Origin of the sequence: Coleofasciculus sp. G3-WIS-01 (genome assembly GCF_040223135.1) — a bacterium.
Taxonomy (GTDB): Bacteria; Cyanobacteriota; Cyanobacteriia; order Cyanobacteriales; family Coleofasciculaceae; genus Coleofasciculus.
In genome coordinates this window covers 1-22,056 of sequence record NZ_JAVJZI010000246.1, presented here as the reverse complement: position 1 = coordinate 22,056, position 22,056 = coordinate 1, and the positions used below count along the sequence as shown (strand labels likewise).

The window sequence follows — 22,056 nt, the reverse complement described above, 5'->3', positions numbered from 1 at the left end:
TTGATCGATGTTGTGCTGCAGTTGTCTATGCAATCTCCTATTCTTCTTCCGGGCGCTCTCTCGGAACTCTTTGCACAAGCGACCAGTTCTGGCTACATGACGAAAGCTGACCGTTACGGATTGATGGCAGCGATTTTAGGTGAAGAGCTCACCACAGAGGACAAATGTGTTATAGATCGCTTACTGCGGGCGGTACGGCGAGGACGGCTGCATTTGGCAGATGAACTGTCTGCTGTGCTGACGGATTCCCAAGTACCGTTCTCGGCGATGATTTTAGCTGGCGGAAAAAGTTCTCGCATGGGTCAGGACAAAGCCTTGATTCCTATTCAAGGTAGACCGTTACTCAGACAGGTTTGTACAATTGCCCTTAAATGTACTCGTGAAGTTTTTGTGGTCACTCCTTGGCCCGAACGATATCGGGAAATTTTGCCGAAAAATTGTCATCTCATCCAAGAAATGCTCCTGCTAGGAGAGGCTCAATCCCACGGTCCTTTGGTGGCTTTTGCTCAAGGATTGACTCAAGTGAAACGGGATTGGGTTCTTTTACTCGCCTGTGACTTGCCCCAACTTCAAGTTGATGTTTTGCAAGGTTGGGTCACTGACTTGACAAATACTCCCAAAGATGCAATTGCTTTGCTGCCCCGAAGTCCCAAAGGGTGGGAACCTCTGTGTGGCTTTTACCGACGCCGATGTTTACCCCAATTGATTGAGTATATTAATCAAGGAGGGCGCTCCTTTCAAAAATGGCTCGCACAGCATCCCGTTCAGGAACTTCCGGTTCGCGATCGCCAGGTTTTATTTAACTGTAATACACCCGAAGATTTGAAGGCTGTCAATTATTCATTAAAGCCGAGGGTATAGGTAAGTTTTTTTACTTCACACAGAAACTATTGTTAGGGGTGAGTTTCCTTGTATCAAATTTAATCGACAATTTCAGTGTTTATACGTAAATGTAAAGATATGTTGCTTCTAAGATTGAATCAGGTTATGATGAGTCGAGGTTAAAACCTTTCTTCCAAACGGTAAAACCAAGTTGTTCTTTAGCACAAAAAAGCAAACATGAAAAGACATTTAGTTGCCACTGTTGTGGCTGGAGCGCTAGCATTTGGTGTGGGTGAGGCTCAAGCCGCCACGATCACAATCGACTCCTTTGAGGATGGGGAACAAGATGTCTCGGCGATAAGAGGGACAGTTCTTGATTCGGTGACGGGTTCAACGAACGAAATCGTGGGTGGAGAGCGCGATGTCCAATTGACAATTTTAAATAATCGTTTCAACAATCGGCTAAATGCGGAAGTAGAAGTACTACCCCCACCTCCATCCGGGATTCTGGCTATTAGCAACGATGCTGGAGTCACCAGTGATACACTGATTACCTGGGATGGGGTAGACGAAAATGGTCTGAATCTAGATGTGACCGGAGGCGGAATGAATAAATTTTTCCGTTTGGATATACTCAGTGTTGATCTGGGCGCGGAATTAACCCTCTCTCTTGACGGCACGGCAACTCTAACTAAGAGTTTATCTCAAACCTTTGATCCAATCTCTGTTATCTTCAAATTCAGTGAGTTTGAGAATGCAGGAGCTGTTGACTTCAGCAATGTGCAATCAATTTCATTGGATATTACAGGACCGGAAAATTTTGATTTGATCGCTGATTCCTTTGTGGCTACTGTCCCTGAACCGCTTACCATTCTGGGTTCAGGTTTAGCCCTAGGATTTGGCGGTCTGCTTAAAAAAGAGTATGACAAAAAGCAGAAAAAAAGTTAGTCCAAGCATTGATACAGAATCACAGGTGTTTTGACAGAGATTTGTGATTCTCTGAAATAATAAAATACTCCTTCAGTCGTTAAACTGGAGGAGTTTTATCTGGGCTGTCGCATTGGTGAAGGAAGTGCTAATCCAATTAATCATCAATTTAACTATTGACATAAAGTCGTTTGTGTGTATCAAGCTGGCTGATGGGTAAACTAACAGTCACTGTAGTGCCATGATTAAGTATGCTGTCTATGTGAATCTGACCATGATGATTGTCTACAATAGCTTTAGCGATCGCTAACCCTAATCCGGAACCCGCAGTATCATGGGTTCTGGCGGGATCAATGCGGTAGAAGCGATCAAATATCAGCGGTAATGCGGTTTCAGGAATCCCGATCCCATTGTCGCGAACTTGAACTTGAATCCAGGAGGAACCCTGTCGTCCACTTTTAGTGGAACGCTTAACCAATTCGAGTTTTACCTGTACCCATCCTTCCTCGTCTTTGTCCGTTTTGGCTGGAGTATATTGCACCGCATTACTGACGAGATTGGTAAATAAACGCGCTAACTGATTCCAGTCGCCCAGAATGGTAAAAGCCTCGTCATCAGGCGATTGTAGCGGTTGCAGAGTGGTGATGCGATCGCGTGCCTCTGAGTCAGAGGTGGAATCAACAAATGATTCAGCATTCACATCATTGTAGTTTAAATCAAAATCAGGGGTTTCGGGCAAATGAAGCGAGAGAAAAATACCTTTTTGATCGGCAATTAACTGTTGTTCTTCAATCACTTCCATCAGCAACGCATCCAAGGGGACAGGTTGCCATTCAGGTTGTACCATACCACTATCAACCCGCGCCAAAAATAGCAAATCATTCACCAACCTTCCCAAGCGCTGAGTTAATCGTTCCACCACCTTGAGTTGGTGGCGTTGCCATTGCGGTTCCATATCTGGATCAGCTAGCGCCACTTGCACATTGGCTTGAATCGTGGCGATGGGATTTCTTAACTCGTGGGAGGCATCAGCGGTAAACTGTTTTAACCGTTGGTAGGATTCGCGCACGGGTTTCATCGCGATTTCTGAGAGTAACCAACCAATCGCGGCGGTGGAAAGAATCATTAGGGTTGTTCCCACCGTTAAATCAACAATTAACTGGCGGATGGGTTTGGTGACTTCAAACCAGGGATGACTCACCCGTAAATAGCCTAAAACATACCGTCCAACCTCGACTCGCTTGGTGAACTGACGCAGCAGGTGATCTGGGGATAGATGGACAGTTTCCGCTGTTTGTCGGGGATGCAGGGGAACATCTAGGGGTTCTGATAGGGTTGACCACAGCAACTGACCCGTGGGACTAAATAATTCTAAGTCAATGTGGTCATCTTCCACCGCTTGGGTATTGTCGCGAAAACTGGCTTCTACGTTAATCTGATAAGGAGTAACCGTTCCCGCGATTGGCTGAATTACCAGGGAGCGATCGACAACTTCCACCACATGCTTTAAGGTATCGTCCACTCGTTCAATTAAAGTGCTGCGGACGTACAAGTAAACTCCTGTCGCGAATAGTAATAGTAAGACGGCAGTAACCGTTGTATACCAAAGTGCCAGACGGCGGCGAGTGGCTTGAAACATTTTATATTATGTTCGGTTTCAGGTTTAAACTAGAAGGCAGAAGGCAGAAGCGGTATGTCATTCTTCATTCTCTCAAAATCAAATGTCGCTGCGCGTCAAAAGTAATCTTTCCTTGCTGCTGTAACTGACTGAAGAGGCGAGTAATCGTGACTCGAGTCGTGCAACAGGCGTTAGCAAAATCCTGATGCGTCAGGCGAATAGTTAAACGAGTCCCCTCTTTTGTCGGTTGACCAAATTCCTCTTTTAACCACGATAGGAAACAGTGCAAACGGTCTGTTATTTGTCGCTTACCAGCAATTGCTAATAGAAATTCCGTCTGTTGCAGGCGCTGATTAATATGAGGTAAAAGACTATTGGATAGCCCAGAAGAGGCGGAAATTTCGGTTAGGGAAATACCCACTAATTCTGCTGTTTCCGAGACAACGGTGGCTTGGCAAATCGGTAGAGACGTCATCCTAGAACCGAAGCATAAGGATTCTCCTGCCAACCCCAATATTATTTCATCACCACTTTCGCTAAAAGTACTCAGTTTCAGCACCCCCTGGCAAACTAGCCAAATGATCTGGGGTTGGAGAGAAACTGTCTCGCCTTTATGATAAACATGCCGGGGGCGATCCTGGTAGAGGTTGATATGACTGCGATTTGACCCCCTCAGCGTCTGCTGGCGATCGCTGATATCCTGTACTATCCAGTGCAAACGGATTGGCTGATTCTCTAAGTTGCAGTCGGGGGTTACAGTCAAAGCCGCCTCCAGGGGTTCACCTTGACGTGGCTGAATCTGAGCAATCCATTCTTGTTTGACGTTACGCTGCTGAATCTGGATGAGTTTAGCCGGAAACTTGCGGCGATCGGATTTAATCAAGAAGATGTCTAGGGGTTTGCCGACTAAAAACCCCTGTGATATATTCAGCATCTTGGCAGCAGCTCGATTGGCTTCTGTAATTTTTCCATTCGTATCCGTTTCTAGGCAAGCAGTAGGCAAAAACTCGAATAGGTTTTGGTAACGCTGGCGTTCGGCTGCTAATTTTATTTGCATCGCAGCCGATTCCTCCGCCTGTACTAGAAGTTCCTCCATCGCCACTTGCAGTTCTTCTGAAGCCATGCCGAGTTCTTTGAAGGCTGATGGTAGCAGGCTAGATTTGCAGTTTGAAGTATCTATATGCTGCTGGTAAAGCCAATCTAAGCGCTTTTGTAATGCATCTAGCTGCTTAACAAACCGCTTTAAGTCAAAGTCAAACGTCCCGGCACCCATTTTTCTCTGCAAACAATCCCCCATAAGATTTTTAGGTATTTTATTTGGTGTTTGGCAAGGATTAATTGATTTGGCTCTCTAAATGCGTTTGTATTCAGCGTAACAAAGCAACTTAATATAAGTCCCCTTCTTTAGACAGACGTGGAGTATGGCGGAAATTGATATGCTGCTAGAGATCAGTAAAGCTAAAGGTTTCAGCGCCCTCCTAACCGACAAGACATAAGGATAGGGTTCTACGTTTATTCCAGATCAATCCCTCTCTGGCTAGGACTGGCAACCCCCCTACTCGCTCATTGTTACTCAGACTTCATTTATAGATAGATATGAATTCACAAACCACTTCCCATCAAACCGCTTCCGCCGCTAAACCCAGCCAAAGTTTATGCTGTTATACTAATACCACCAGTCATATTCAAGTTATCCGACTCGTGAGTAAATCCCATACAAATTGGCAGCGGGTTGTTTTCCCTGGTGAGCGTTTACTGTTTGAAACTGACTCCGAATCTAAGTTAGAGATTTTGGTAAATGAAGGAGTTTCTTCTTTGGTTAATTGCCAAAAATTACTCGTAAAACTTTCAGCCTAATCAACTGATTATTTCGATGTAAATGTTGCTGTTTGATTGGCGCAGTCAACACTATCTCTAAAAAAGGGGAACACCACCATGTCGGAGAAAATTATTAATTTAACCTGTCTGCTTATCATTGAAGAAGTTAAAGATATCTTGACAACTTATCCAGCGACTCCTTATCAAGCTGCTTTTGAACAGCCATCCTTACGTAACCAGCTCATTAACCAGGTATTAAGTCAAATTCCGGAACAATCTTATACTATTCTGAATGAATCCGAACAACTCCCCAAAAACTCTCGACGTTTTTACTCCTGCATAGAAGATCGAATGATGGTCGAAGAACTCATTCATCAGAATATTATTGCTCTACTTCAAGAACAGAATGAAATGTTACATTCCTTGCATCAACAAGATGATACCTGTTCTGCGACTACACCGATGAATGTCAACAAAAAACTCTATCGTTGGTTCGGCTATTAGGATTTTGAGATAGGGACACCATAGTATCTATCAGTCTCAACTTAAGCCACAATCCTTGCCAATTCTTTCTGGTAGATCCCCGACTTCTAAATCCAATTCATTCAGTTAATTAGGGTTTCGACAAAAAAGTCGGGGATCTGGAGTAGCGTAAGCTTATTTCATACCAAATCCGGAGAACGCTACCCCCGTTATACCAAATCCGGGGAACGCTACCCCTGTTATAAACCAGTCCGCGCAGGCGGACTTTGTTTGTGTAGCAGTGATTTCAATCGCCTCCTCTTGCTCTCCCTGCTCCTCCTGATTCAGATGATACAATAGTCGCCAACGCCAAGTCATGTCGGTTTTGGCTGAATCAATCCAGGAGTCCCACTTCACCTGATGTCAAGACGAACGGCAAACCCGGCTAATGTATTCAATCGAATTCCCGGACGCGCTTATCTATTGATAGCGATTGTGATTTTCGCGTCAGCCAATGCGGTAATCCGGATGTTAACAAATTTGGGAGATCAAAATTTAATTGATGGGAGAAATCCCATCTCTTTTTGTAATGTTCTGTTTGTGGGAAATCTTTGTGCTTTAATCGCCCTAATCTTAATCTACGGCAAGCAGTGGAATTTTGAGTCCTTAAAACGTCTCTCGTGGACAGATTGGCTGGGATTGACAGGGGTAGCAATATTGTCTGGAGCATTAGCCCCAGCATTAATTTTTATGGCGCTGGATTTGACGATGGTCAATAATGTGGTCTTGATTGGGCGAATTGAACCGCCCCTGATTCTGGCGTTATCCATACTATTGCTGGGAGAACGGGTAAATAAGTGGGTGATAGCGGGTGCGGTGGTTTCGTTCATTGGCGTTTCTCTAACTGTATTGCTTCAGACTCCCGCTACTGAGATGGTGAATATGGGGGGATTCCAGATTGGCAAAGGGGAATTATTTGCTGCAGGCGGTGCCGTGGCGTTAGCCTTATCCACGATTATTAGTAAGGTGAAGCTACGCCAGATTCCTTTGGGTATTTTCAGTATCTATCGCATGGCAATGGCAACTTTAGTGTTCTTTGTCGTTGTTTTGATGCTGTTTGAACCCAGTCATTTCATCGATGTGTTTTCACCTTTTCTGTGGCAGTGGATGTGGATTTACGGCATGGTGATTGTAGTCGGAGGTCAACTGTGTTGGTTTAGAGGACTAAAGACAACGGGTGCAGGGGATGTTTCCTTAGCCAGTTCCTTTAGCCCCATTGCTGGAATTTTATCGGCTTACTTCATTTTGGGGGAAGCGCCAACGATGGCGCAATATATCGGTGGCGCGGTGATTATTGGTGGTATTGTTCTTAATCAGATTGGCATGTTTCGCAAAATGGCTGAAACAGTTACTCCGCCGCCTGGGAATTCAGATAAGGAAGCGGATATGGAAGTTGGCTTTAAAGGGGTGTGATATCATGTCCGCCTAAATAGTTGTGATTTTAGGATTCCTTGTTGCTCTTTGATAGTCCTGTTAACTTAAACTATATAAGTAATTAGAAATTTAAATAATTCGCTGGGAAATGCTCTCTCCAGCAGTCTCTGCCGCTATTACAGAGCTGGGAATGCTATCTCTAAAAGTTTGTCAAGTCGTAATACCTAGGCTAAATCCCGATTGACGTAGATTTGACGTTTAAGTTTTATTACAATTAGAATGATTACTTCAAGCAATTGTTCGCTCATTGCTTCCCTATTTAGCCCATGATGTTCATTACAAACCGACCTTCAACGTCAACCCTTGAAATCACGCCAGCCGTAAATCAGGCTGTTAAAGACTTCCAGCGCCTGTCTGTTGATGATCAGTTGGGGCTGCTATGGGGAATGTATCAAAACCTCGGCTGTTCTCTGGCGCCAACACCTGCAGGTGCAGCACGGTTATTTTTGACCCAAGGGTTGCTGCATCAGATCAAGCAAATGCCTTCTAATGAGCAGCTAGGGATGATGCACGGCTTATTGAGGGAGACAGATACCCCCATCAGTCGCCAGTACGGACTGTTCACCCTTAAAACCAAACTGGCGTTTTGGACTCAGCTATTTGATTGGATGTCCACAGGTGAGGTGAGTCCGGTGGCAATCACTTATCCGCTTTCATCCTCAGCAACATCCCTATTGAGAGCGATGGCATCATTGGAACTGAATGAGCAAATTTCCCTATTCCACTGGATTGTTGAGCAGATGGGTGTTGCACCTTTAGCCGCTTAGGAATTTGGGTACAAGGTTGATTTATTTTGATTTTGTTAAACTTCAACCTCTAAAAGCCCAACCGTGATAGCGGCAAAGGCAAAGGCTACACCCAGAGGCATAGGCGACTGGAAATAAACGGTCAAAACAGCGGCAACGAGGGTCACCAGAATTGCCCCAATTGACCATAGTTTCTCTTCGCCACTCCAGCCTTTTTCCGCTTTAATCCATTTCAATGCGTCACTTGGAAGCGGTTCTGGAATCACAGCGCCCGGAGGGAACGCCCAATAGTTATCGCGTTCAACATATAAGTCAGTCCAGCCATTCTCGTAGCACCATTCGTTTAGCCAAGATTCAGAGTAATGTTTCATCGGATTTTGTTAAAATATGTTAAATTAACATGTCTTACAACCTCAATAACAATAACAAATCTTTTTCGAGACTAAAAGAGGAATAAATACCTATTGCTATTGGTTTAGGGAATAGGGAATAGGTAAGAGGGAATAGGCGAAAAATTCCCCCAGCTAAAAAGGGGACTACAAAAGCGGATTTGGTATAAAACTCTAAGGCAAAATGGTTTGTAAACCCTGAACAAAGCGTTCAATACCCTCGGTAACTGTTTCTTTTCGTAGCGCTCCATAAGCAATTCGTAAATAGCAACCATCTTCCATGCCAAAGGTTGTACCGGGTAAGACGGCGACGCGATGATCGCGAATCAAGCGTTCGACTAACTTGATGGCATTTATATGGGTGTTAACCCGAAGCCAAAAATAAAACGCGCCATCAGCTGGGGCGATCGCACACAATCCATCCAATCGCTGCAACGCCTCTAATACCAACTGTCGCACTGTTGCGATCGCGTGAATGTGGGGTTGAGTATAATTGACTCCAATCTGTAAGGCGGCTAAGGCGACATACTGGGAGACAACGGGTGGACAGATGAGAATCGTATCCTGAATTTTCTTCACCGCCGCCAGCAGATGCTGGGGAATCACCATATAGCCAATGCGCCAACTTGCAAACCCATAAGTTTTAGACAGGGAGTACAGGGAAATCGTATGGGAGTCACTTTGGGGAAAAGCCGCCGGGGAAACGTGCTTTACGCCGTTATAGGTAAAATACTCGTAGGCTTCATCGCTAATGTGATAAATTCCCCGTTCCTGACAGAGTTGATTGACCGCCTCTAACGCTTCTTTTGAGTAAACAGCCCCAGTGGGATTGTTCGGCGAAATCGTAACCACGGCTTTGGTTTTCCCGGTTATGGCTTGCGCGATCGCGTGGGGACGCAGTTGATAATTTTCATCAGTTGCCACAAGTACCGGATGACAACTCGCCATGGTAATTGCCATTTCGTGGTTGAAATAGTAAGGCGTCTGAATAATAATTTCGTCGCCCGGAGTGGTAATGGCGAGAATGGCATTCATAAACGCCATGTTTGAGCCAGCGGTGACAACGATACAGTTGTGTTCGTTGAGGGTAATCCCGTTATCAGTGTGCAGTTTGGCTGCAATCACAGACAGCAATGGTGCAATCCCCTGAACCGCTTTGTACTTGTGGTTATCTGGATCAGCCAGAAATTCCGGCAAACGTGCGATCGCCTCTGGTGGAGGAGAGTAATAGACTACACCCTGTCCCAAGGAAATCGTACCGGGATGACGGCGAATCAGTTCCCCAACGATGGGAATCACGGGTGACTGTACCGCTTCCATGCGAGAGGTTAAGGTGGACATCGGCGACTGATAATCAGATCAATTAAGGGCGCACGTCGTTGGTTATTAGTGCTTAATCTCAAAACTTCACTTACCTGACTAGGGTTCAACGTTTAGATCCCCCTCAATCCCCCTTAAAAAGGGGGACTTTAAACTATTCACCCTTAACTACATAAAACTCGGTTGATGGCGAATCAAATTGAGAAACTCTTCACGAGTTTTGTGGTCTTCTTGGAACACACCCACCATAGCGCTGGTTACTGTCCAGGAACCGGGTTTCTGTACCCCCCGCATAACCATACACATGTGAGTCGCTTCCATGACTACAGCCACTCCCTGGGGTTCTAAAATGGTTTGAATAGCTTCGGCGATCTGGCGGGTTAGGCGTTCCTGAACTTGTAGCCGCCGCCCATACATTTCCACGACACGCGCCAATTTACTGAGTCCCACGACTTTCTGGTTGGGAATATAAGCAACATGTGCCCGTCCCATAAATGGCAGCATGTGGTGTTCACACAGGCTAAAGAAGTTAATATCCCGCACTAACACCATTTCATTGTGACCTTCATCAAAAATCGCCCCATTTACTAATTGTTCGAGGGACTGATTGTAGCCACCGGTCAAAAACTGTAGTGCTTCCGCGACTCGTTTTGGCGTTTTGAGTAACCCCTCGCGTTCAGGATCTTCGCCAACGCCTAAAAGTAATGTCCGCACCGCGTCCATCATGTCTTCGGTTGAGGTTTCCCCAGAAAGCCCCAGCTTAGGTTGCTGACCGTTATGGGTATTGCGATCGGGTCGGGGTTCAACTTGAGGGATGGACGTGTTACGAGTACCAGGTGTCATAGACTCAGAGCGATTCACACCATTGGATGAAGCAATAGTCATAATTGGGTAGTATTGATAATTTTGACAAGGATGGATGGGAGGGTTGGATGGTGTCGTTCTAGAGAGTTCCCGCACTAGGCATCAGGGTCATGGAATCGATAACAGCCGTTTGGGGCATTAAGGCGGCGTGTAAAATAGTTTGGGCAACGATTTCGGGGGTCAACATGGCTGACCGATTCAAGTCGGCTTTTACGGTGTCTGTATCCCAGATTGGCGTATTCACTGCCCCTGGAGTTAAGGTCACAACCCGGATACCATAGGCACGTTCTTCAGCCGCTAGGGTTTTTCCTAAGGCAATCAAGCCGGCTTTACTGACGTTGTAGGCTCCCCAACCCGGAAATGGCTGCAGACCCGCAATGGATGCCACGTTAATAATTGTGCCTTGTTGCTGCAGGCGCATGGTGGGTAAAACACCAAGAATGCATTGCCATACGCTGGTAAGATTGAGATCCAGTACGTGCTGCCAGTCCGCTAAGGGGGTTTCCATCAGCGTACCGGTATAGCCCATACCCGCATTGTTGACCAAAATATCCAGGGAGGCAAATTCCGCCGCGATCGCTTCGATCTTGGTCTTGACCTGATCGAGTTGATTTAGATCAAGGAGATAGGGTTTAGCCTTGACCCCAGCTTCTCGGACAGCCGTTGCTACTGCCTCTAATTTATCTTGGGAACGACTGACTAATGCCAGATCAATTCCAGCTTTGGCAAAGGCTAAAGCTGTAGCTTTGCCAATACCACTACTCGCCCCTGTAATCAAGGCACGTTTTTTAACGGAAGAAGTCATAAAATTTTCCAACTCAGATGCGGCACAGGTTCCCCGGTTAACTCATAAGGGTATAAGGGGAGGAAAGAGTCCGCCCACATTTGAATTAAGCAACAGCGAATCATTTCTTGCGGCTACATTCTCACTAAAAAGCCCTGGATACACCAGTTTTCCTCTTTTTGATCTACATTCATTTATCCGTTACGTAAAACTTACACATACCTAACAATTTCCGGTAAAATCTGCCGTTTACTTCCTGCTTCATTCTGGCGGTGTCGGCACTCATCCAGTCCACAGGCACTTCCCCACCTAACTGGCGGCTATCTCCAAATTGAGCGATGTGTTCAAATCGCGATCGATTTCTAACCCCCCCTTGAAGGAGACGACGGAGTACAGTTAATCCCGAATGGCTAATGTGAAACCTAGATCAAGCTAGGGTTGAGTTGTCGATGGATTAACGTCCTGACGTTAGATTGTGAAGAATTGTTACAGAGCTGATTATCTGATTATACGACTATCTGGGTTTGATTGACAAAAGGGTAGAAATAAGGAAGGCAATTCAGTCCTTATTCCTTAAGTTGGATGCCAAATTCCCCTTAATTATTGTAACGCTCAAACCGTTTTCAGGCATGTAGCTCGGTAAAAACACCAATATGCCGAAACTTCTGATAGCGTAACTCCTGACGTTCCTTAGGGCTAAGCCGAGATAAGTCTTCCAAGTTCTGTAATAGGGCGGCTTTGAGCGTTGCTGCGGCTGTTAAGGGGTCACAATGAGCGCCGCCTAGGGGTTCAGGAACTAATTGATCTAAGATACCTAAATCTTTGAGATCCCAAGCCGTTATCCGCAGCGCAGCAGCGGCTTGGGGAGCTTTTGCCGCATCTTTCCAGAGAATGGCGGCACAGGCTTCTGGAGTCGCAACGGTATAAACGGCTTGTTCGAGCATTAAGATACGATCGCCAACCCCAATACCCAAAGCACCACCCGATCCGCCTTCGCCAATCACCGTACAGACAATCGGCACATCCAGACGGAACATTTCCCGCAGATTATAAGCGATCGCTTCCCCCTGGCCTAATTTTTCCGCATCAATACCTGCCCAAGCCCCTGGCGTATCAATAAAAGTCAAAATCGGCATGCCAAAGCGATTGGCATGTTCCATCAGCCGCATCGCCTTACGGTATCCACCGGGCGACGCCATGCCAAAGTTCCGCACCACATTGTCTTTGGTATCCCGCCCCTTTTGATGCCCTAACATTACCACCGGACGTCCCCCTAAACGCCCAATCCCACCGACTAGGGCTGGATCATCATAGCCGCCGCGATCGCCATGTAATTCCATCCATTCATCACTAATCGCCTGAATATAATCCAGAGTGCTCGGACGCCGGGGGTGACGGGCTAACTGAAGCCGTTGGGCTGGAGATAAACTACTAAAAATTTCTTGACGCAGTTGTGCCGCCCGTGCTTCTAACTGACGAATTTGCTCAGAGACATCGACATTGTTTTCTTGTGCGAGTTCGCGAATTTGGTTAATTCGGGTCTCTAATTCATAGAGGGGCTTTTCAAAGTCCAGCAGAAAAATCCGGTTTTCAGTTGCCATGGGTCAGTCGTTGTATCCTTATCCCTTACAAGCTCAGCAGGGGTCTAAATCCATGTTTAATTGACACCTGTCCAATTTTTTCCATCTTTTCTACCGTAATCTGATTCCGTCCCCAGGAAAAGTTGGTATACCACTTTTCAAACTCTAACAGCATTGACTCGGCAAAGCAGGCAAATAGCTGGCGTCCTGGATCTTTCATTTCGACGATTTGCATAATTTTCCAGTCGATATCCAACGAATGCTCGACAATACCCCCATTGAGAACGTAAATGTCAGGATATTGCAGCTTGGTGGCTAAATTCTTGGGGTAACCCCCATCAATCAGCAGACAGGGCTTCTTTAATACTGAGGCATCAATTTCAATGCCCTTGGACATACTCGCCACCCAGACAATAATATCCGCTTGGGGTAGCGCCTCCTCTAATCCCATAATTTTGCCGCGCCCTAATTGGTCTTGTAAGGCTTGCAATCGTTCCTGGTTACGGGCGCTTAAGAGAATTTCGGCGACATCGGTGCGGCTATTGAGCCAACGACAAACGGCGCTGCCAATATCGCCTGTTGCCCCACAAACCGCCACGGTGGATTTTGACAGGTCAATGCCCAGCTTTTTCGCCCCTTGTTCGACTTGGGCGCAAAGGATGTAAGCCGTGTGGGTGTTGCCCGTGGTAAAGCGCTCAAATTCTAGCTTGATATTGCGAACCTGGCTTTTCTCGTACAAGTGGAATTCTTCAAAAATAATTGACGAAAAGCCACCTAATGCTGTAATATCTATGCCATTTTTTTGGGCATGAGCCATGGCGTTGAGAACTTTACGGATGGCGGCTTTGATCCGGCGCGTGGCTAGCATCTCTGGCAGAAAACACGATTCCACATAGCGCCCTTCTATCGTCTCCCCTGTCAGGCTAGTCACCTTGATGGTGTCAACGATTTGGGGAGGGGCGCTGCACCAAAAATCTAACCCTTGGTCAGCATATTCTGGGTAGCCTAGATCTCTGGCGACGGCTTGGGCGTGTTGCAAACTGGTGAGGTGACCGATAAGACCAAACATTTACTGCTCGCTGGTAAGGCTGTTAATTAGGGGGAAATGGAAAATTGGAGTAAGGGTAAGAAATTGTTAAGGATATTTAAAAATATTATCAGGAAGATAGGGGAGATGGGGGTTTTAGTTTTGCTTCACGACCTTCGAGGGCATGGCGCGTGAGTGTAGAGACGTAGCAGGCTACGTCTCTACTATTACATACATCTAGGTTGAGTTAGACGGCTGTCAATCCGTAGGCAGACATCCGCATGATGTCACGGGTGGTAAAGCCAATATTGCTTAGGGCTTCACCGTAGGCGATCATGAAGTCTTCTACCAGAGCATCTTTTTCCATTCCCAGGATATGAGCATCGTTCTCAACTTGGTTGAGCATACGCCAAACCAGTGGCAGGTTTTGCTTATTGGCTTGTTCGAGTTCGGTTTTTGAGGCTTCAAAGTTCTCTTTGAGCCACTCTTCGCCAAAATTGAGGTGGGTGTACTCGTCTTTCACCACACCTTCGGTGATTTTTCGGGCAAAGGGATCAGCGACGGGAATGTAAATGTTGTAGGCGGCGATCGCGAAACATTCAATAATCAGCGATTGAATCAGCAAGCAGGTGACGATATTACCTGAGGCGGCGGCGGTTTGGAAGTTTTGGTGTAATTGGCTGAAATACTCCTTGGCAAATTCCATGTCCGGTGTGACACTCAAGTTGCGACCACAAGCTTGAAACCCCTTCTTATGGCGGTTTTCCATCTTAGCTAGACTGGTTAGCTCATCCTTTTGGTCGGGTAGCAGTTCAGCCAGTTGGATGTAATTCTCTTGAGCTTCTTGTTCCCCTTCGATCACGATCGCGTTGATGCGGCTATAGGCGTCCTTGTATGTTTCACTATTGAAATCTAGCTCTTGAGTGACTGTAAGCTGCTGCATCAGTAGGTTTTCTCCTGTTTGCATGAGTAGAGGTGTTTCAAAAACGCTTTGAACCCAATTCTAGGCAGTTGGCTCAAAGCCGCTATATAAAACTTAACCCATCAATGATATATGGTGAGAGGTATTGAGGAATAGTGCCTTAGACAGAAAATTCTTCCCTCCATCATCAGTATTCGCTTATTAAAAGCATAGGATTAAACAAAGATAAATGTCTAAATGGCTACAGATTTTGTCATGGGTCACCGAACAGGGTTAGGTAGAGACGTAGCATGCTACGTCTCTACAACCTTCCCATCCGGGAATGGGGAAACGCTAGAATGTGGAGTCGAACAGTTATTCATCCCTCATTCATGTTTGATTGGGTCTGGTTATCTCGCGTCGCAGGGCTAGGATTAGTAGGAACCGCTGCCGGATCTACCTTATTTTTTGGTATATTAGGGCGAACTTTCCTCTCGCAGCCAAACAATCGTCACCCCAACTCAATAGATGCGATCGCGCCTCTTAAGACTCAAGCTGTAACGTTACCCCCGCAACCGTTACCCTTGCTAACCTTACCCAATTCTACTTCCGCCTCTGAGGTATCCCAGAAGTCTGTTGCGGTTCTCTCGCGCCCCTTTGATCTCAAGCAAAGCCTGAACACCTATCAGCCTCTGTTTGCCACACCAACCTCTCTAGGTATGGTCGCTATTGGGGTAGCTGAGGGGAATTATCGCCTGTTTATTGAAAAGGGCGATCTCTACGTCCAGCAAACTTCTTTCTACTTTGGACATACTGATCCGGGTAACTTATCCTGGGGAGATGTAGTCACCAACTATGGACCCTGTAGTGATCAAGGACGCAGTAAGGGAAATATTGCCTTAGCCGAACAACTGTGTGTAGAGCGATCGCGATCGCGACTACCCACTCATCTAGTTGATTTGAATGCGGCTGGTATTGACCCAGAACGGGATTTAGAGGCTTTACTCAATGTAGCTGATTTATACAATCAGGCAATGCCCATCCATTCTCGCCACTTTCCTCACGCCCTCGCCATCGCCAAAAAGGGTGGGTTAAGGGGAATTGATGCTCTAGCTTGGGCAAGAACTGCATCGTTTTATCTTAATGTCAATAATGAGTTAGATTTAGAAACTGGTTCCAACAAAGCCACAGGACTTTTAGGTATCTGTGCTAGAGAAAATCTGCCCATCACGGAATGGGACTGTGTTTACAAAGACCAAATGCGACGAGTCAAAGCCATTGCTTCAGTTGTTGAGAAGTATAGCCAAATCTATCAATCAAAAACGAATTGAGTTGAGACGTAGCATTTGTAGAGACGTAGCATTTGTAGAGAGGTATAAACTTCCCTAAATCAGTGTGACGAAGGGCGGGTTTTGTTGAGAAGGTTATCGGTGAGTATCAAAATTAAATGGCTAAACCCGCCCCTACAATTACTACTTTTTGTGACTGTTAACTGGGGTTAGACAAATCAACACTCTCAGCGCCTGCTTGAGGTTTGAGGGGTAGCTCCACGGTAAAAGTAGCTCCCTTTCCCTCTCCAGCACTTTCGCACCACACGGTTCCCCCATGGAGTTCAACGAGGTGACGTACAATAGCGAGTCCTAATCCTAGTCCGCCATGGGAACGAGTTGTTGAGCCTTCAGCTTGGCGAAAGCGGTCAAAAATGTAAGGCGCAATTTCAACGGATACCCCCTGACCCGTGTCTTGTACCCGAATGCGTACCGCATTTTCCAACCATTCCAGATAAATCTTGACTTGTCCGTGAGTTGGGGTAAATTTAATCGCATTAGACAAAAGATTCCATACAATTTGCTGTAAGCGATCGCTATCCCCCTTGATCACACTCCGACTCGGTGCTAAAAATGAATCAATCCGAATACTTTTAGCGTCGGCTGCGGGTTGTAACGTATCAATTGCTGCGTTGATCACTTGGTGTAAGTCAACGGGGATTATATTTAAGCGCAACTTACCCCGAATAATCCGCGACACATCGAGCAAGTCATCAATAAGCTGGGCTTGAGACTTAGCATTGCGTTCAATCACTTCTAACGCACGCTCTACTTTGTCGGGACTCAATTTTCTTCTCCGCAAAAGTCCCGCCCACCCCAGCATCGCGTTCAGGGGTGTTCTCAGTTCATGGGATAGGGTGGCTAAAAATTCATCTTTCAGGCGATTCGCGGTTTCAGCTTCAGCGCGGGCGGCTTGTTCACTCTTGAGCAATACAGTCCGTTCTTCTTCTGCTTGTTTGCGCTTGGTGACATCTTCAATCGCACCCTCATAGTAGATAATTTTACCCTGATCATTGCGGATAGCACGAGCATTGTAGCGTACCCAAATCATGGTATTATCACACCGAAACATCGGCATTTCCAAGTTTCGCACCACTCCTTCAGAGTCTATCTGATTTTGCCATAAGTGGTTAACTTGAGGATTAACTAGGTGCTTGGATATATTTGCATTAAGCAAGGCTTTTAGACTGGGATATCCCAACAGTTGCAACAGGGCTGGGTTGGCTTCAATAATTTCTCCTGTTGGTGTCATCCGATAAAGTCCGATGGGTACGCTTTCAAAGAGTTGTTGATATCGCTGTTGCACCTCCTGAAAGGCTTGACGTTGCTTGGCTCGCTCCAATGCTGCTCTTACGGCGGCGGCGAGACGAGTATAATGCTGAGGCGATTTAATAATATAATCGTCAAGTCCTGACTTCATCGCCTCGACAGCAACTTCTTCGTTTCCTGTGCCGGTAAACATCACCACAGGACAATCTGGATACCGTTGCTTGACTTTGTGCAGTACGTTTAAGCCATCACTCCAACGCAAGCTATAATCAGTGACGACGATATCAAATTGTCCCTCGGCTAATGCCTGTTCTACTTCGCTGATATCGGTAATCTCTTGAGGCTGTAATTGGTCAAACTCCTGCTCTAGCTTGCGTAGCGCTAGCATGCGATCGTCAGGGTTATCGTCAATTAACAGAATTCTTACTGGATTGTCATTTCTCATTTGTCATTTGTCAGGGAAGAGGGAACAGGGAATAGAAAATTAAAATTTATAATTCCTAATTCAGACAAGGGGTTTTTCGTTAAATATTAACCAATACAGATCAAGAGTACGAATCATTTCTAAAAAATCATGAAAGTTTACAGGTTTCACTAAATAAGAATTGGCTCCGATATCATAAGCTTTATTAATATCTGGTGTTTCTCTGGATGCCGTCAACACCACAACTAATAGACGTTTTAACTGAGGTTGCTGTCGAATCCAAGCTAAAACTTCTAGACCGGATTTACGAGGCAGTTTTAAATCGAGTAAGATAAGAGCTGGAATAGGATAACGTTCTAGATCATTATAGGGTGCTTTGCCCTCTAGGTAATTGATTGCCTCCTCTCCATTCATGACAACTTGCAGTGAATGAGGTAAATTGAGGCGTCCAAATGCACGCTGAATTAGGAAAACATCATTATCATCATCTTCAACGAGTAAGATATCAGAAGGTTTACCACTCATAATCTTTTCCGTAAAACTTACTCAAAATGCTCAAAGACTAAGGAGGGCGGGTTTAGTCAAGTTATCGCTTTACAGGTAAACGTTATCAGTAAAACCCGCCCCTACCCAATAGAAAGATGTGTCATGGTATTACTTTTTGCGCCTCGATCCAAAATCGGCTTCCCTGATGGGGTGATGATTCAACTCCCGAACGTCCTCTTAGACGTTCCATGCCTTTACGGACAAGGGCTAAACCAATACCACTACCAGGATAAGTTTCACGACCGTGGAGGCGTTCAAATACCAGGAAAATCTTTTCTTGGTATTCTGGCTCAATGCCAATTCCATTATCCTCGAAATTGAGTCGTATCCACGTACAACCAGTTACATCTTGTCGTTCCTCTGCCCACACCTGTATCTGAGGCTGCACCGTCTCCGGGACAAACTTGATCCCATTGACAATCAAATTTGATACAACTTGGATGAGTGTACCACGATGACCCCAAACTTCGGGCAAAGGTATTATCCCTTTCTGGGCTACGTTAATTTGGGCGTATGTGTTTTTGATGGTTTCTTGGAGTTGAAAGAGTACTTCTGTCACAATGGAATCTAGACTAATCGGCTTGAGGGGAAATTCCAGGCGTCCCAAGCGACTATATTCTAATAAGTCTTGGATCATGTTGTCCAAACGCTGGGCAGACGTGATAATCCGCTGAGCATAGTCTAAACCGATTGAATTTAACTGGGAACCGCAATCTTCAACTAAGGCATTCGCAAACCCTTGCATGGCTCGTAACGGCGCTCTGAGATCGTGAGAAACTGTGTAGGAAAATGCTTCGAGTTCAGCATTGATAGCTTGCAATTTTTGCGTTCGTTCGGTTATCCGTTCTTCTAGTTCAGTGGTGTAGCGTTTAAGCTGCTGTTGTAATCGGGATTGAGCGATCGCGATCGCGAGTTGATTGGTGACCTCTTGTACAATGGTCTTATGTTCCTCATTCAGAACATTTTCTCCACTGAACTCTAGGTTGAGTGTGCCAATTAATTCTTGCTTACTTCTGAGTGGAATAATCTGGAAAGATTCAGCGTTCTGTGAGAGTAAGGCTTGCACTATGGGTTGCAATAATGGCACAATTTCTAGCTGTGGGAGTTGATGGATTTTACCGTCAGCGAATTGGGTAAGCTTTGAGGTAAATGGTTCTAGAGCAATTGTTGTTCCGGCTGGGTTATCTACCTCACCGTCAGTCGCCAGGAGAATGGCTTGCTGGGAGTCCCAATCAAACACCACAACACTTAGATGACGATAAGATAGCAAAGCGTTTAAACCCCTTAACGCCACTTGCGCGATCGCAGAGGGTGATTGCTCGGCGAGAATGGCTTTGTCAATGGTTTGTAAGGTTTGCAGGCGGTCAATCGTCTGTCGCAATTGAATTTCAAGTCGCTTGCGCTGGGTGATGTCAAACGTAAAGCCGAGAATTTGATCGATTTCACCGCGCTCATTTAACATCGGCACATATTTGATTACTGTGGTAAAGGGGTTAGTATTCGGTAATCTAATCGTGGCTTCTATTGTCTGCGGAGTTCGGGTTTCTACCACATGCTTGAGCGTCGGTAAATACGATTCAGTAATCTCCGGCGACCAGATTTCTTCATCAGTGTGTCCTAGATACTCCGCTAATGATTTTCCCGTGCGTTCAAGGGTTGTTGTATTCACAAAAATAAACCGTCGCTGATCATCATAGATGACGAACATATCTGGACTATGATTTACCGCCAACCGGAATCGTTGTTCACTCTGACGTAGGGCTTTTTCTGACTGTTTGTATTCAGTAATATCATGGTTAACTTCTAAAATTCCAAATGGATCTCCTTGGTGTTCTCGCTGCAATGTCCAACGACTCGCCACAGTAATTTTCGTCCCATCCCTTGTCCTCTGCATCAACTCCCCGGGCCAATATTCTTGATGCCATAATTTAGCCTTAATTTCGCTTAACGGCTGCGGAAAAATAGTGTGCAGCAATTGGTGGGCATTTTGCCCAACGGCTTCTTGATTACTCCAGCCATACAAGCGTTGCGCCCCCTGATTCCAATAGGTAATTTTTCCCTCTAGATCCAGCACCATAATCGCATCATTGGCTAAATCTAATAGTTGTGCTTGTTGGCGAAGCTTTTCTAGGACTAATTTCTGGGCGGTAACATCCGTCTGCACTCCCAGAAAGTGAGTTAATTTTCCCTGGGAATTTCGCACGGGTGAGATATAGAGATTGTTCCAGAATAAAGAACCATCTTTACGATAGTTCCGCAACGTTACTTTACACTCTCTTTGTGTCGCAATCGCCTGTCGTAATTCATCCAATCCAGTTTGATTTGAGTCATCTCGGTTCAAAAAGCGACAGTTACAACCGAGTGTTTCTGCGGCGCTGTAACCGGTGAGTCGTTCAAATCCAGAATTGACGAAAATAATTGGGTTATCCGGTTGATAGGGATCACTAATTAAAATCCCGTTGCTACTGGCATTAACCGCACTCTCTAGTATCCGCAATCGTTCCCCTTGTTGACAACGATCAATCGCTGCACTGAGAATATTCGCGATCGCTTGTAAAAAGTTAATATCATCTTGGCTAAACTGGCGGTAAACTGTGCTATGAACACCCAAAATCCCAAAGGGTTGATTCTCTGGATTAGACATAGTGTCCCAATGTTTCAGTTTCTCTAGTCTCGCTGAGGAAAGTCCGGGGATAATCACACTCATCCCACTGACAACTCCATGATCGCGTAATAGAGGTGGACCGGAAAATCGTGATTCTGTCCGCAAATCTTCGACGATAACTGGTTTTTGTGAGACGAGAGTATAGCCTGCTTGGGAATTAATTCCCGTATCTACAGTTGCTTTACCGACTAAACCAACTTGCCAACCTACACCCGCCCGCAGCAACAATGCTTTGCCATCGGGAAGTAATTCCAGGACTTTGGTGTAGTCTACGTTGAGGGTTTTTGCCAACAAATTGACCGCACAATTCATTAAAAAGTCAATGTTAATCCCTCTTAAGGCATATTGACTAAACCTCACAATTGTAGTTTGCTGAGCAACCCTGGCTTGGAGTGTGGCGATCAGTTGCAGGTTCTGGGAAATAGCGACAGGTTGAGTCGTTTGTGGCAAAGAAGATTGGGGCTGTAACTTAGACGCTAAGGCAGCACAGACGGCTGTCACCAGTTTTGGATAATGGGACGGCGATTTAATAATATAGTCATCTAGACCCGCCTTCATTGCCACTACAGCAAGTTCTACACTGTCTTGACTGGTAAACATGATAAATGGACAAGCAGGTTGCAGGCGTTTAACCTGTTTCAAGACAGCTATACCCGTTATCCAAGGGAGTTCATAGTCCGCGATCGCAATATCAAAATGATCCTCTAAGAGTACCTGATTTAGGTCTTTAGAGTTAGTTGGCTGTGCGACGCGCAGTGCGGAAAACTCTTGCTGTAATTGACGAATGATTAAGGCTCGTTCATCTGGGTCCTCGTCAATGAGGAGCAGATGCACAGGAGTGTTAATCACAATTTGTCACTTTGGAAGGATGTTCTACTCAGAATATCCCATTATTACCTATCCCATCTCTGACTTGTGGAAGAAGTTGGAGATATAGCAACCGCCATAGCTGTTAGGACACATCATTTATGTAGAGACGCGCCATTATGTAGAGACGCGCCATTATGTAGAGACGCGCCATTATGTAGAGACGCGCCATTATGTAGAGACGCGCCATTATGTAGAGACGCGC

19 protein-coding genes are annotated in these 22,056 nt (G+C 45.7%); 7 read left to right on the top strand and 12 right to left on the bottom strand.

All coding sequences use genetic code 11. The features are described 5' to 3' along the window. Window positions 1-27: 27 nt before the first annotated feature. Together RIM23_RS26085 and RIM23_RS26080 are read left to right on the top strand one after the other, a co-directional pair. Window positions 28-861: a molybdenum cofactor guanylyltransferase gene (locus RIM23_RS26085; protein ID WP_446370739.1), complete on the top strand. Its 834-nt coding sequence runs from the start codon at window positions 28-30 to the stop codon at window positions 859-861. A gap of 198 nt (window positions 862-1,059) precedes the next feature. Then, window positions 1,060-1,770 (top strand): PEP-CTERM sorting domain-containing protein, encoded by a 711-nt coding sequence (locus RIM23_RS26080; RefSeq protein WP_446370737.1) that lies wholly within the window; start codon window positions 1,060-1,062, stop codon window positions 1,768-1,770. Window positions 1,771-1,918: 148 nt separating this feature from the next. Here RIM23_RS26080 and RIM23_RS26075 read toward each other — a convergent pair whose 3' ends face one another. Continuing rightward, window positions 1,919-3,388, bottom strand: a complete 1,470-nt coding sequence (locus RIM23_RS26075; protein ID WP_446370735.1) for a sensor histidine kinase — start codon at window positions 3,386-3,388, stop codon at window positions 1,919-1,921. A gap of 64 nt (window positions 3,389-3,452) precedes the next feature. Beyond that, complete coding sequence (locus RIM23_RS26070) at window positions 3,453-4,664, bottom strand: PAS domain-containing protein (RefSeq protein WP_446370733.1); 1,212 nt, start codon at window positions 4,662-4,664, stop codon at window positions 3,453-3,455. A 299-nt stretch (window positions 4,665-4,963) separates the two neighbouring features. On the opposite strand from RIM23_RS26070, the gene RIM23_RS26065 reads away from it, so the two are divergent. From RIM23_RS26065 to RIM23_RS26050, 4 genes are all read left to right on the top strand, one after another. Then, the gene (locus RIM23_RS26065; protein ID WP_446370731.1) at window positions 4,964-5,224 is read left to right on the top strand and encodes a DUF1830 domain-containing protein; all 261 of its coding nucleotides are present in this window, start codon (window positions 4,964-4,966) and stop codon (window positions 5,222-5,224) included. 78 nt (window positions 5,225-5,302) lie between these two features. Continuing rightward, the gene (locus tag RIM23_RS26060) at window positions 5,303-5,689 is read left to right on the top strand and encodes a hypothetical protein (RefSeq protein WP_446370729.1); all 387 of its coding nucleotides are present in this window, start codon (window positions 5,303-5,305) and stop codon (window positions 5,687-5,689) included. Window positions 5,690-6,067: 378 nt separating this feature from the next. After that, entirely contained in the window at window positions 6,068-7,120 is a 1,053-nt protein-coding gene (locus tag RIM23_RS26055) for a DMT family transporter (protein WP_446370727.1), read from the top strand. A 287-nt stretch (window positions 7,121-7,407) separates the two neighbouring features. Further along, window positions 7,408-7,908, top strand: coding sequence for an orange carotenoid protein N-terminal domain-containing protein (locus RIM23_RS26050; protein WP_446370725.1), 501 nt, complete (start codon window positions 7,408-7,410; stop codon window positions 7,906-7,908). Between the two features lie 35 nt (window positions 7,909-7,943). Here RIM23_RS26050 and RIM23_RS26045 read toward each other — a convergent pair whose 3' ends face one another. From RIM23_RS26045 to RIM23_RS26015, 7 genes are all read right to left on the bottom strand, one after another. Next, on the bottom strand, window positions 7,944-8,258 hold the full coding sequence (locus tag RIM23_RS26045; RefSeq protein ID WP_446370723.1) for a slr1957 family protein: 315 nt from the start codon (window positions 8,256-8,258) through the stop codon (window positions 7,944-7,946). 192 nt (window positions 8,259-8,450) lie between these two features. Continuing rightward, window positions 8,451-9,617, bottom strand: a complete 1,167-nt coding sequence (locus RIM23_RS26040) for a pyridoxal phosphate-dependent aminotransferase (protein ID WP_446370721.1) — start codon at window positions 9,615-9,617, stop codon at window positions 8,451-8,453. A gap of 147 nt (window positions 9,618-9,764) precedes the next feature. Continuing rightward, a complete protein-coding gene (folE, locus tag RIM23_RS26035) occupies window positions 9,765-10,481 on the bottom strand; it encodes a GTP cyclohydrolase I FolE (protein WP_446370719.1) in 717 nt (238 codons plus the stop codon). A 58-nt stretch (window positions 10,482-10,539) separates the two neighbouring features. Next, window positions 10,540-11,265 (bottom strand): SDR family oxidoreductase, encoded by a 726-nt coding sequence (locus tag RIM23_RS26030; protein ID WP_446370717.1) that lies wholly within the window; start codon window positions 11,263-11,265, stop codon window positions 10,540-10,542. 602 nt (window positions 11,266-11,867) lie between these two features. Next, window positions 11,868-12,845, bottom strand: coding sequence for an acetyl-CoA carboxylase carboxyl transferase subunit alpha (gene accA, locus RIM23_RS26025; protein WP_446357401.1), 978 nt, complete (start codon window positions 12,843-12,845; stop codon window positions 11,868-11,870). Window positions 12,846-12,870: 25 nt separating this feature from the next. Continuing rightward, complete coding sequence (locus RIM23_RS26020) at window positions 12,871-13,893, bottom strand: long-chain acyl-[acyl-carrier-protein] reductase (protein WP_446357402.1); 1,023 nt, start codon at window positions 13,891-13,893, stop codon at window positions 12,871-12,873. A 205-nt stretch (window positions 13,894-14,098) separates the two neighbouring features. Continuing rightward, complete coding sequence (locus RIM23_RS26015) at window positions 14,099-14,794, bottom strand: aldehyde oxygenase (deformylating) (protein WP_446357429.1); 696 nt, start codon at window positions 14,792-14,794, stop codon at window positions 14,099-14,101. A gap of 269 nt (window positions 14,795-15,063) precedes the next feature. Here RIM23_RS26015 and RIM23_RS26010 point away from each other — a divergent pair, with 269 nt between their 5' ends. After that, a complete protein-coding gene (locus RIM23_RS26010) occupies window positions 15,064-16,083 on the top strand; it encodes a hypothetical protein (RefSeq protein ID WP_446370715.1) in 1,020 nt (339 codons plus the stop codon). A gap of 157 nt (window positions 16,084-16,240) precedes the next feature. Here RIM23_RS26010 and RIM23_RS26005 read toward each other — a convergent pair whose 3' ends face one another. From RIM23_RS26005 to RIM23_RS25995, 3 genes are all read right to left on the bottom strand, one after another. Continuing rightward, complete coding sequence (locus RIM23_RS26005) at window positions 16,241-17,794, bottom strand: ATP-binding protein (protein WP_446370713.1); 1,554 nt, start codon at window positions 17,792-17,794, stop codon at window positions 16,241-16,243. A 60-nt stretch (window positions 17,795-17,854) separates the two neighbouring features. Continuing rightward, window positions 17,855-18,298: a response regulator gene (locus RIM23_RS26000; RefSeq protein WP_446357409.1), complete on the bottom strand. Its 444-nt coding sequence runs from the start codon at window positions 18,296-18,298 to the stop codon at window positions 17,855-17,857. 121 nt (window positions 18,299-18,419) lie between these two features. Beyond that, window positions 18,420-21,833, bottom strand: a complete 3,414-nt coding sequence (locus tag RIM23_RS25995) for a PAS domain S-box protein (RefSeq protein ID WP_446370711.1) — start codon at window positions 21,831-21,833, stop codon at window positions 18,420-18,422. Window positions 21,834-22,056: the final 223 nt, after the last annotated feature.

Excerpts from the sequence above, each read along its gene's own strand:
- RIM23_RS26085 (WP_446370739.1), top strand. The coding sequence starts at position 28 with ATGCAATCTCCTATTCTTCTTCCGGGCGCTCTCTCGGAACTCTTTGCA.
- RIM23_RS26080 (WP_446370737.1), top strand. The coding sequence starts at position 1,060 with ATGAAAAGACATTTAGTTGCCACTGTTGTGGCTGGAGCGCTAGCATTT.
- RIM23_RS26075 (WP_446370735.1), bottom strand. The coding sequence starts at position 3,388 with ATGTTTCAAGCCACTCGCCGCCGTCTGGCACTTTGGTATACAACGGTT.
- RIM23_RS26070 (WP_446370733.1), bottom strand. The coding sequence starts at position 4,664 with ATGGGGGATTGTTTGCAGAGAAAAATGGGTGCCGGGACGTTTGACTTT.
- RIM23_RS26065 (WP_446370731.1), top strand. The coding sequence starts at position 4,964 with ATGAATTCACAAACCACTTCCCATCAAACCGCTTCCGCCGCTAAACCC.
- RIM23_RS26060 (WP_446370729.1), top strand. The coding sequence starts at position 5,303 with ATGTCGGAGAAAATTATTAATTTAACCTGTCTGCTTATCATTGAAGAA.
- RIM23_RS26055 (WP_446370727.1), top strand. The coding sequence starts at position 6,068 with ATGTCAAGACGAACGGCAAACCCGGCTAATGTATTCAATCGAATTCCC.
- RIM23_RS26050 (WP_446370725.1), top strand. The coding sequence starts at position 7,408 with ATGATGTTCATTACAAACCGACCTTCAACGTCAACCCTTGAAATCACG.
- RIM23_RS26045 (WP_446370723.1), bottom strand. The coding sequence starts at position 8,258 with ATGAAACATTACTCTGAATCTTGGCTAAACGAATGGTGCTACGAGAAT.
- RIM23_RS26040 (WP_446370721.1), bottom strand. The coding sequence starts at position 9,617 with ATGTCCACCTTAACCTCTCGCATGGAAGCGGTACAGTCACCCGTGATT.
- folE (WP_446370719.1), bottom strand. The coding sequence starts at position 10,481 with ATGACTATTGCTTCATCCAATGGTGTGAATCGCTCTGAGTCTATGACA.
- RIM23_RS26030 (WP_446370717.1), bottom strand. The coding sequence starts at position 11,265 with ATGACTTCTTCCGTTAAAAAACGTGCCTTGATTACAGGGGCGAGTAGT.
- accA (WP_446357401.1), bottom strand. The coding sequence starts at position 12,845 with ATGGCAACTGAAAACCGGATTTTTCTGCTGGACTTTGAAAAGCCCCTC.
- RIM23_RS26020 (WP_446357402.1), bottom strand. The coding sequence starts at position 13,893 with ATGTTTGGTCTTATCGGTCACCTCACCAGTTTGCAACACGCCCAAGCC.
- RIM23_RS26015 (WP_446357429.1), bottom strand. The coding sequence starts at position 14,794 with ATGCAGCAGCTTACAGTCACTCAAGAGCTAGATTTCAATAGTGAAACA.
- RIM23_RS26010 (WP_446370715.1), top strand. The coding sequence starts at position 15,064 with ATGCTACGTCTCTACAACCTTCCCATCCGGGAATGGGGAAACGCTAGA.
- RIM23_RS26005 (WP_446370713.1), bottom strand. The coding sequence starts at position 17,794 with ATGAGAAATGACAATCCAGTAAGAATTCTGTTAATTGACGATAACCCT.
- RIM23_RS26000 (WP_446357409.1), bottom strand. The coding sequence starts at position 18,298 with ATGAGTGGTAAACCTTCTGATATCTTACTCGTTGAAGATGATGATAAT.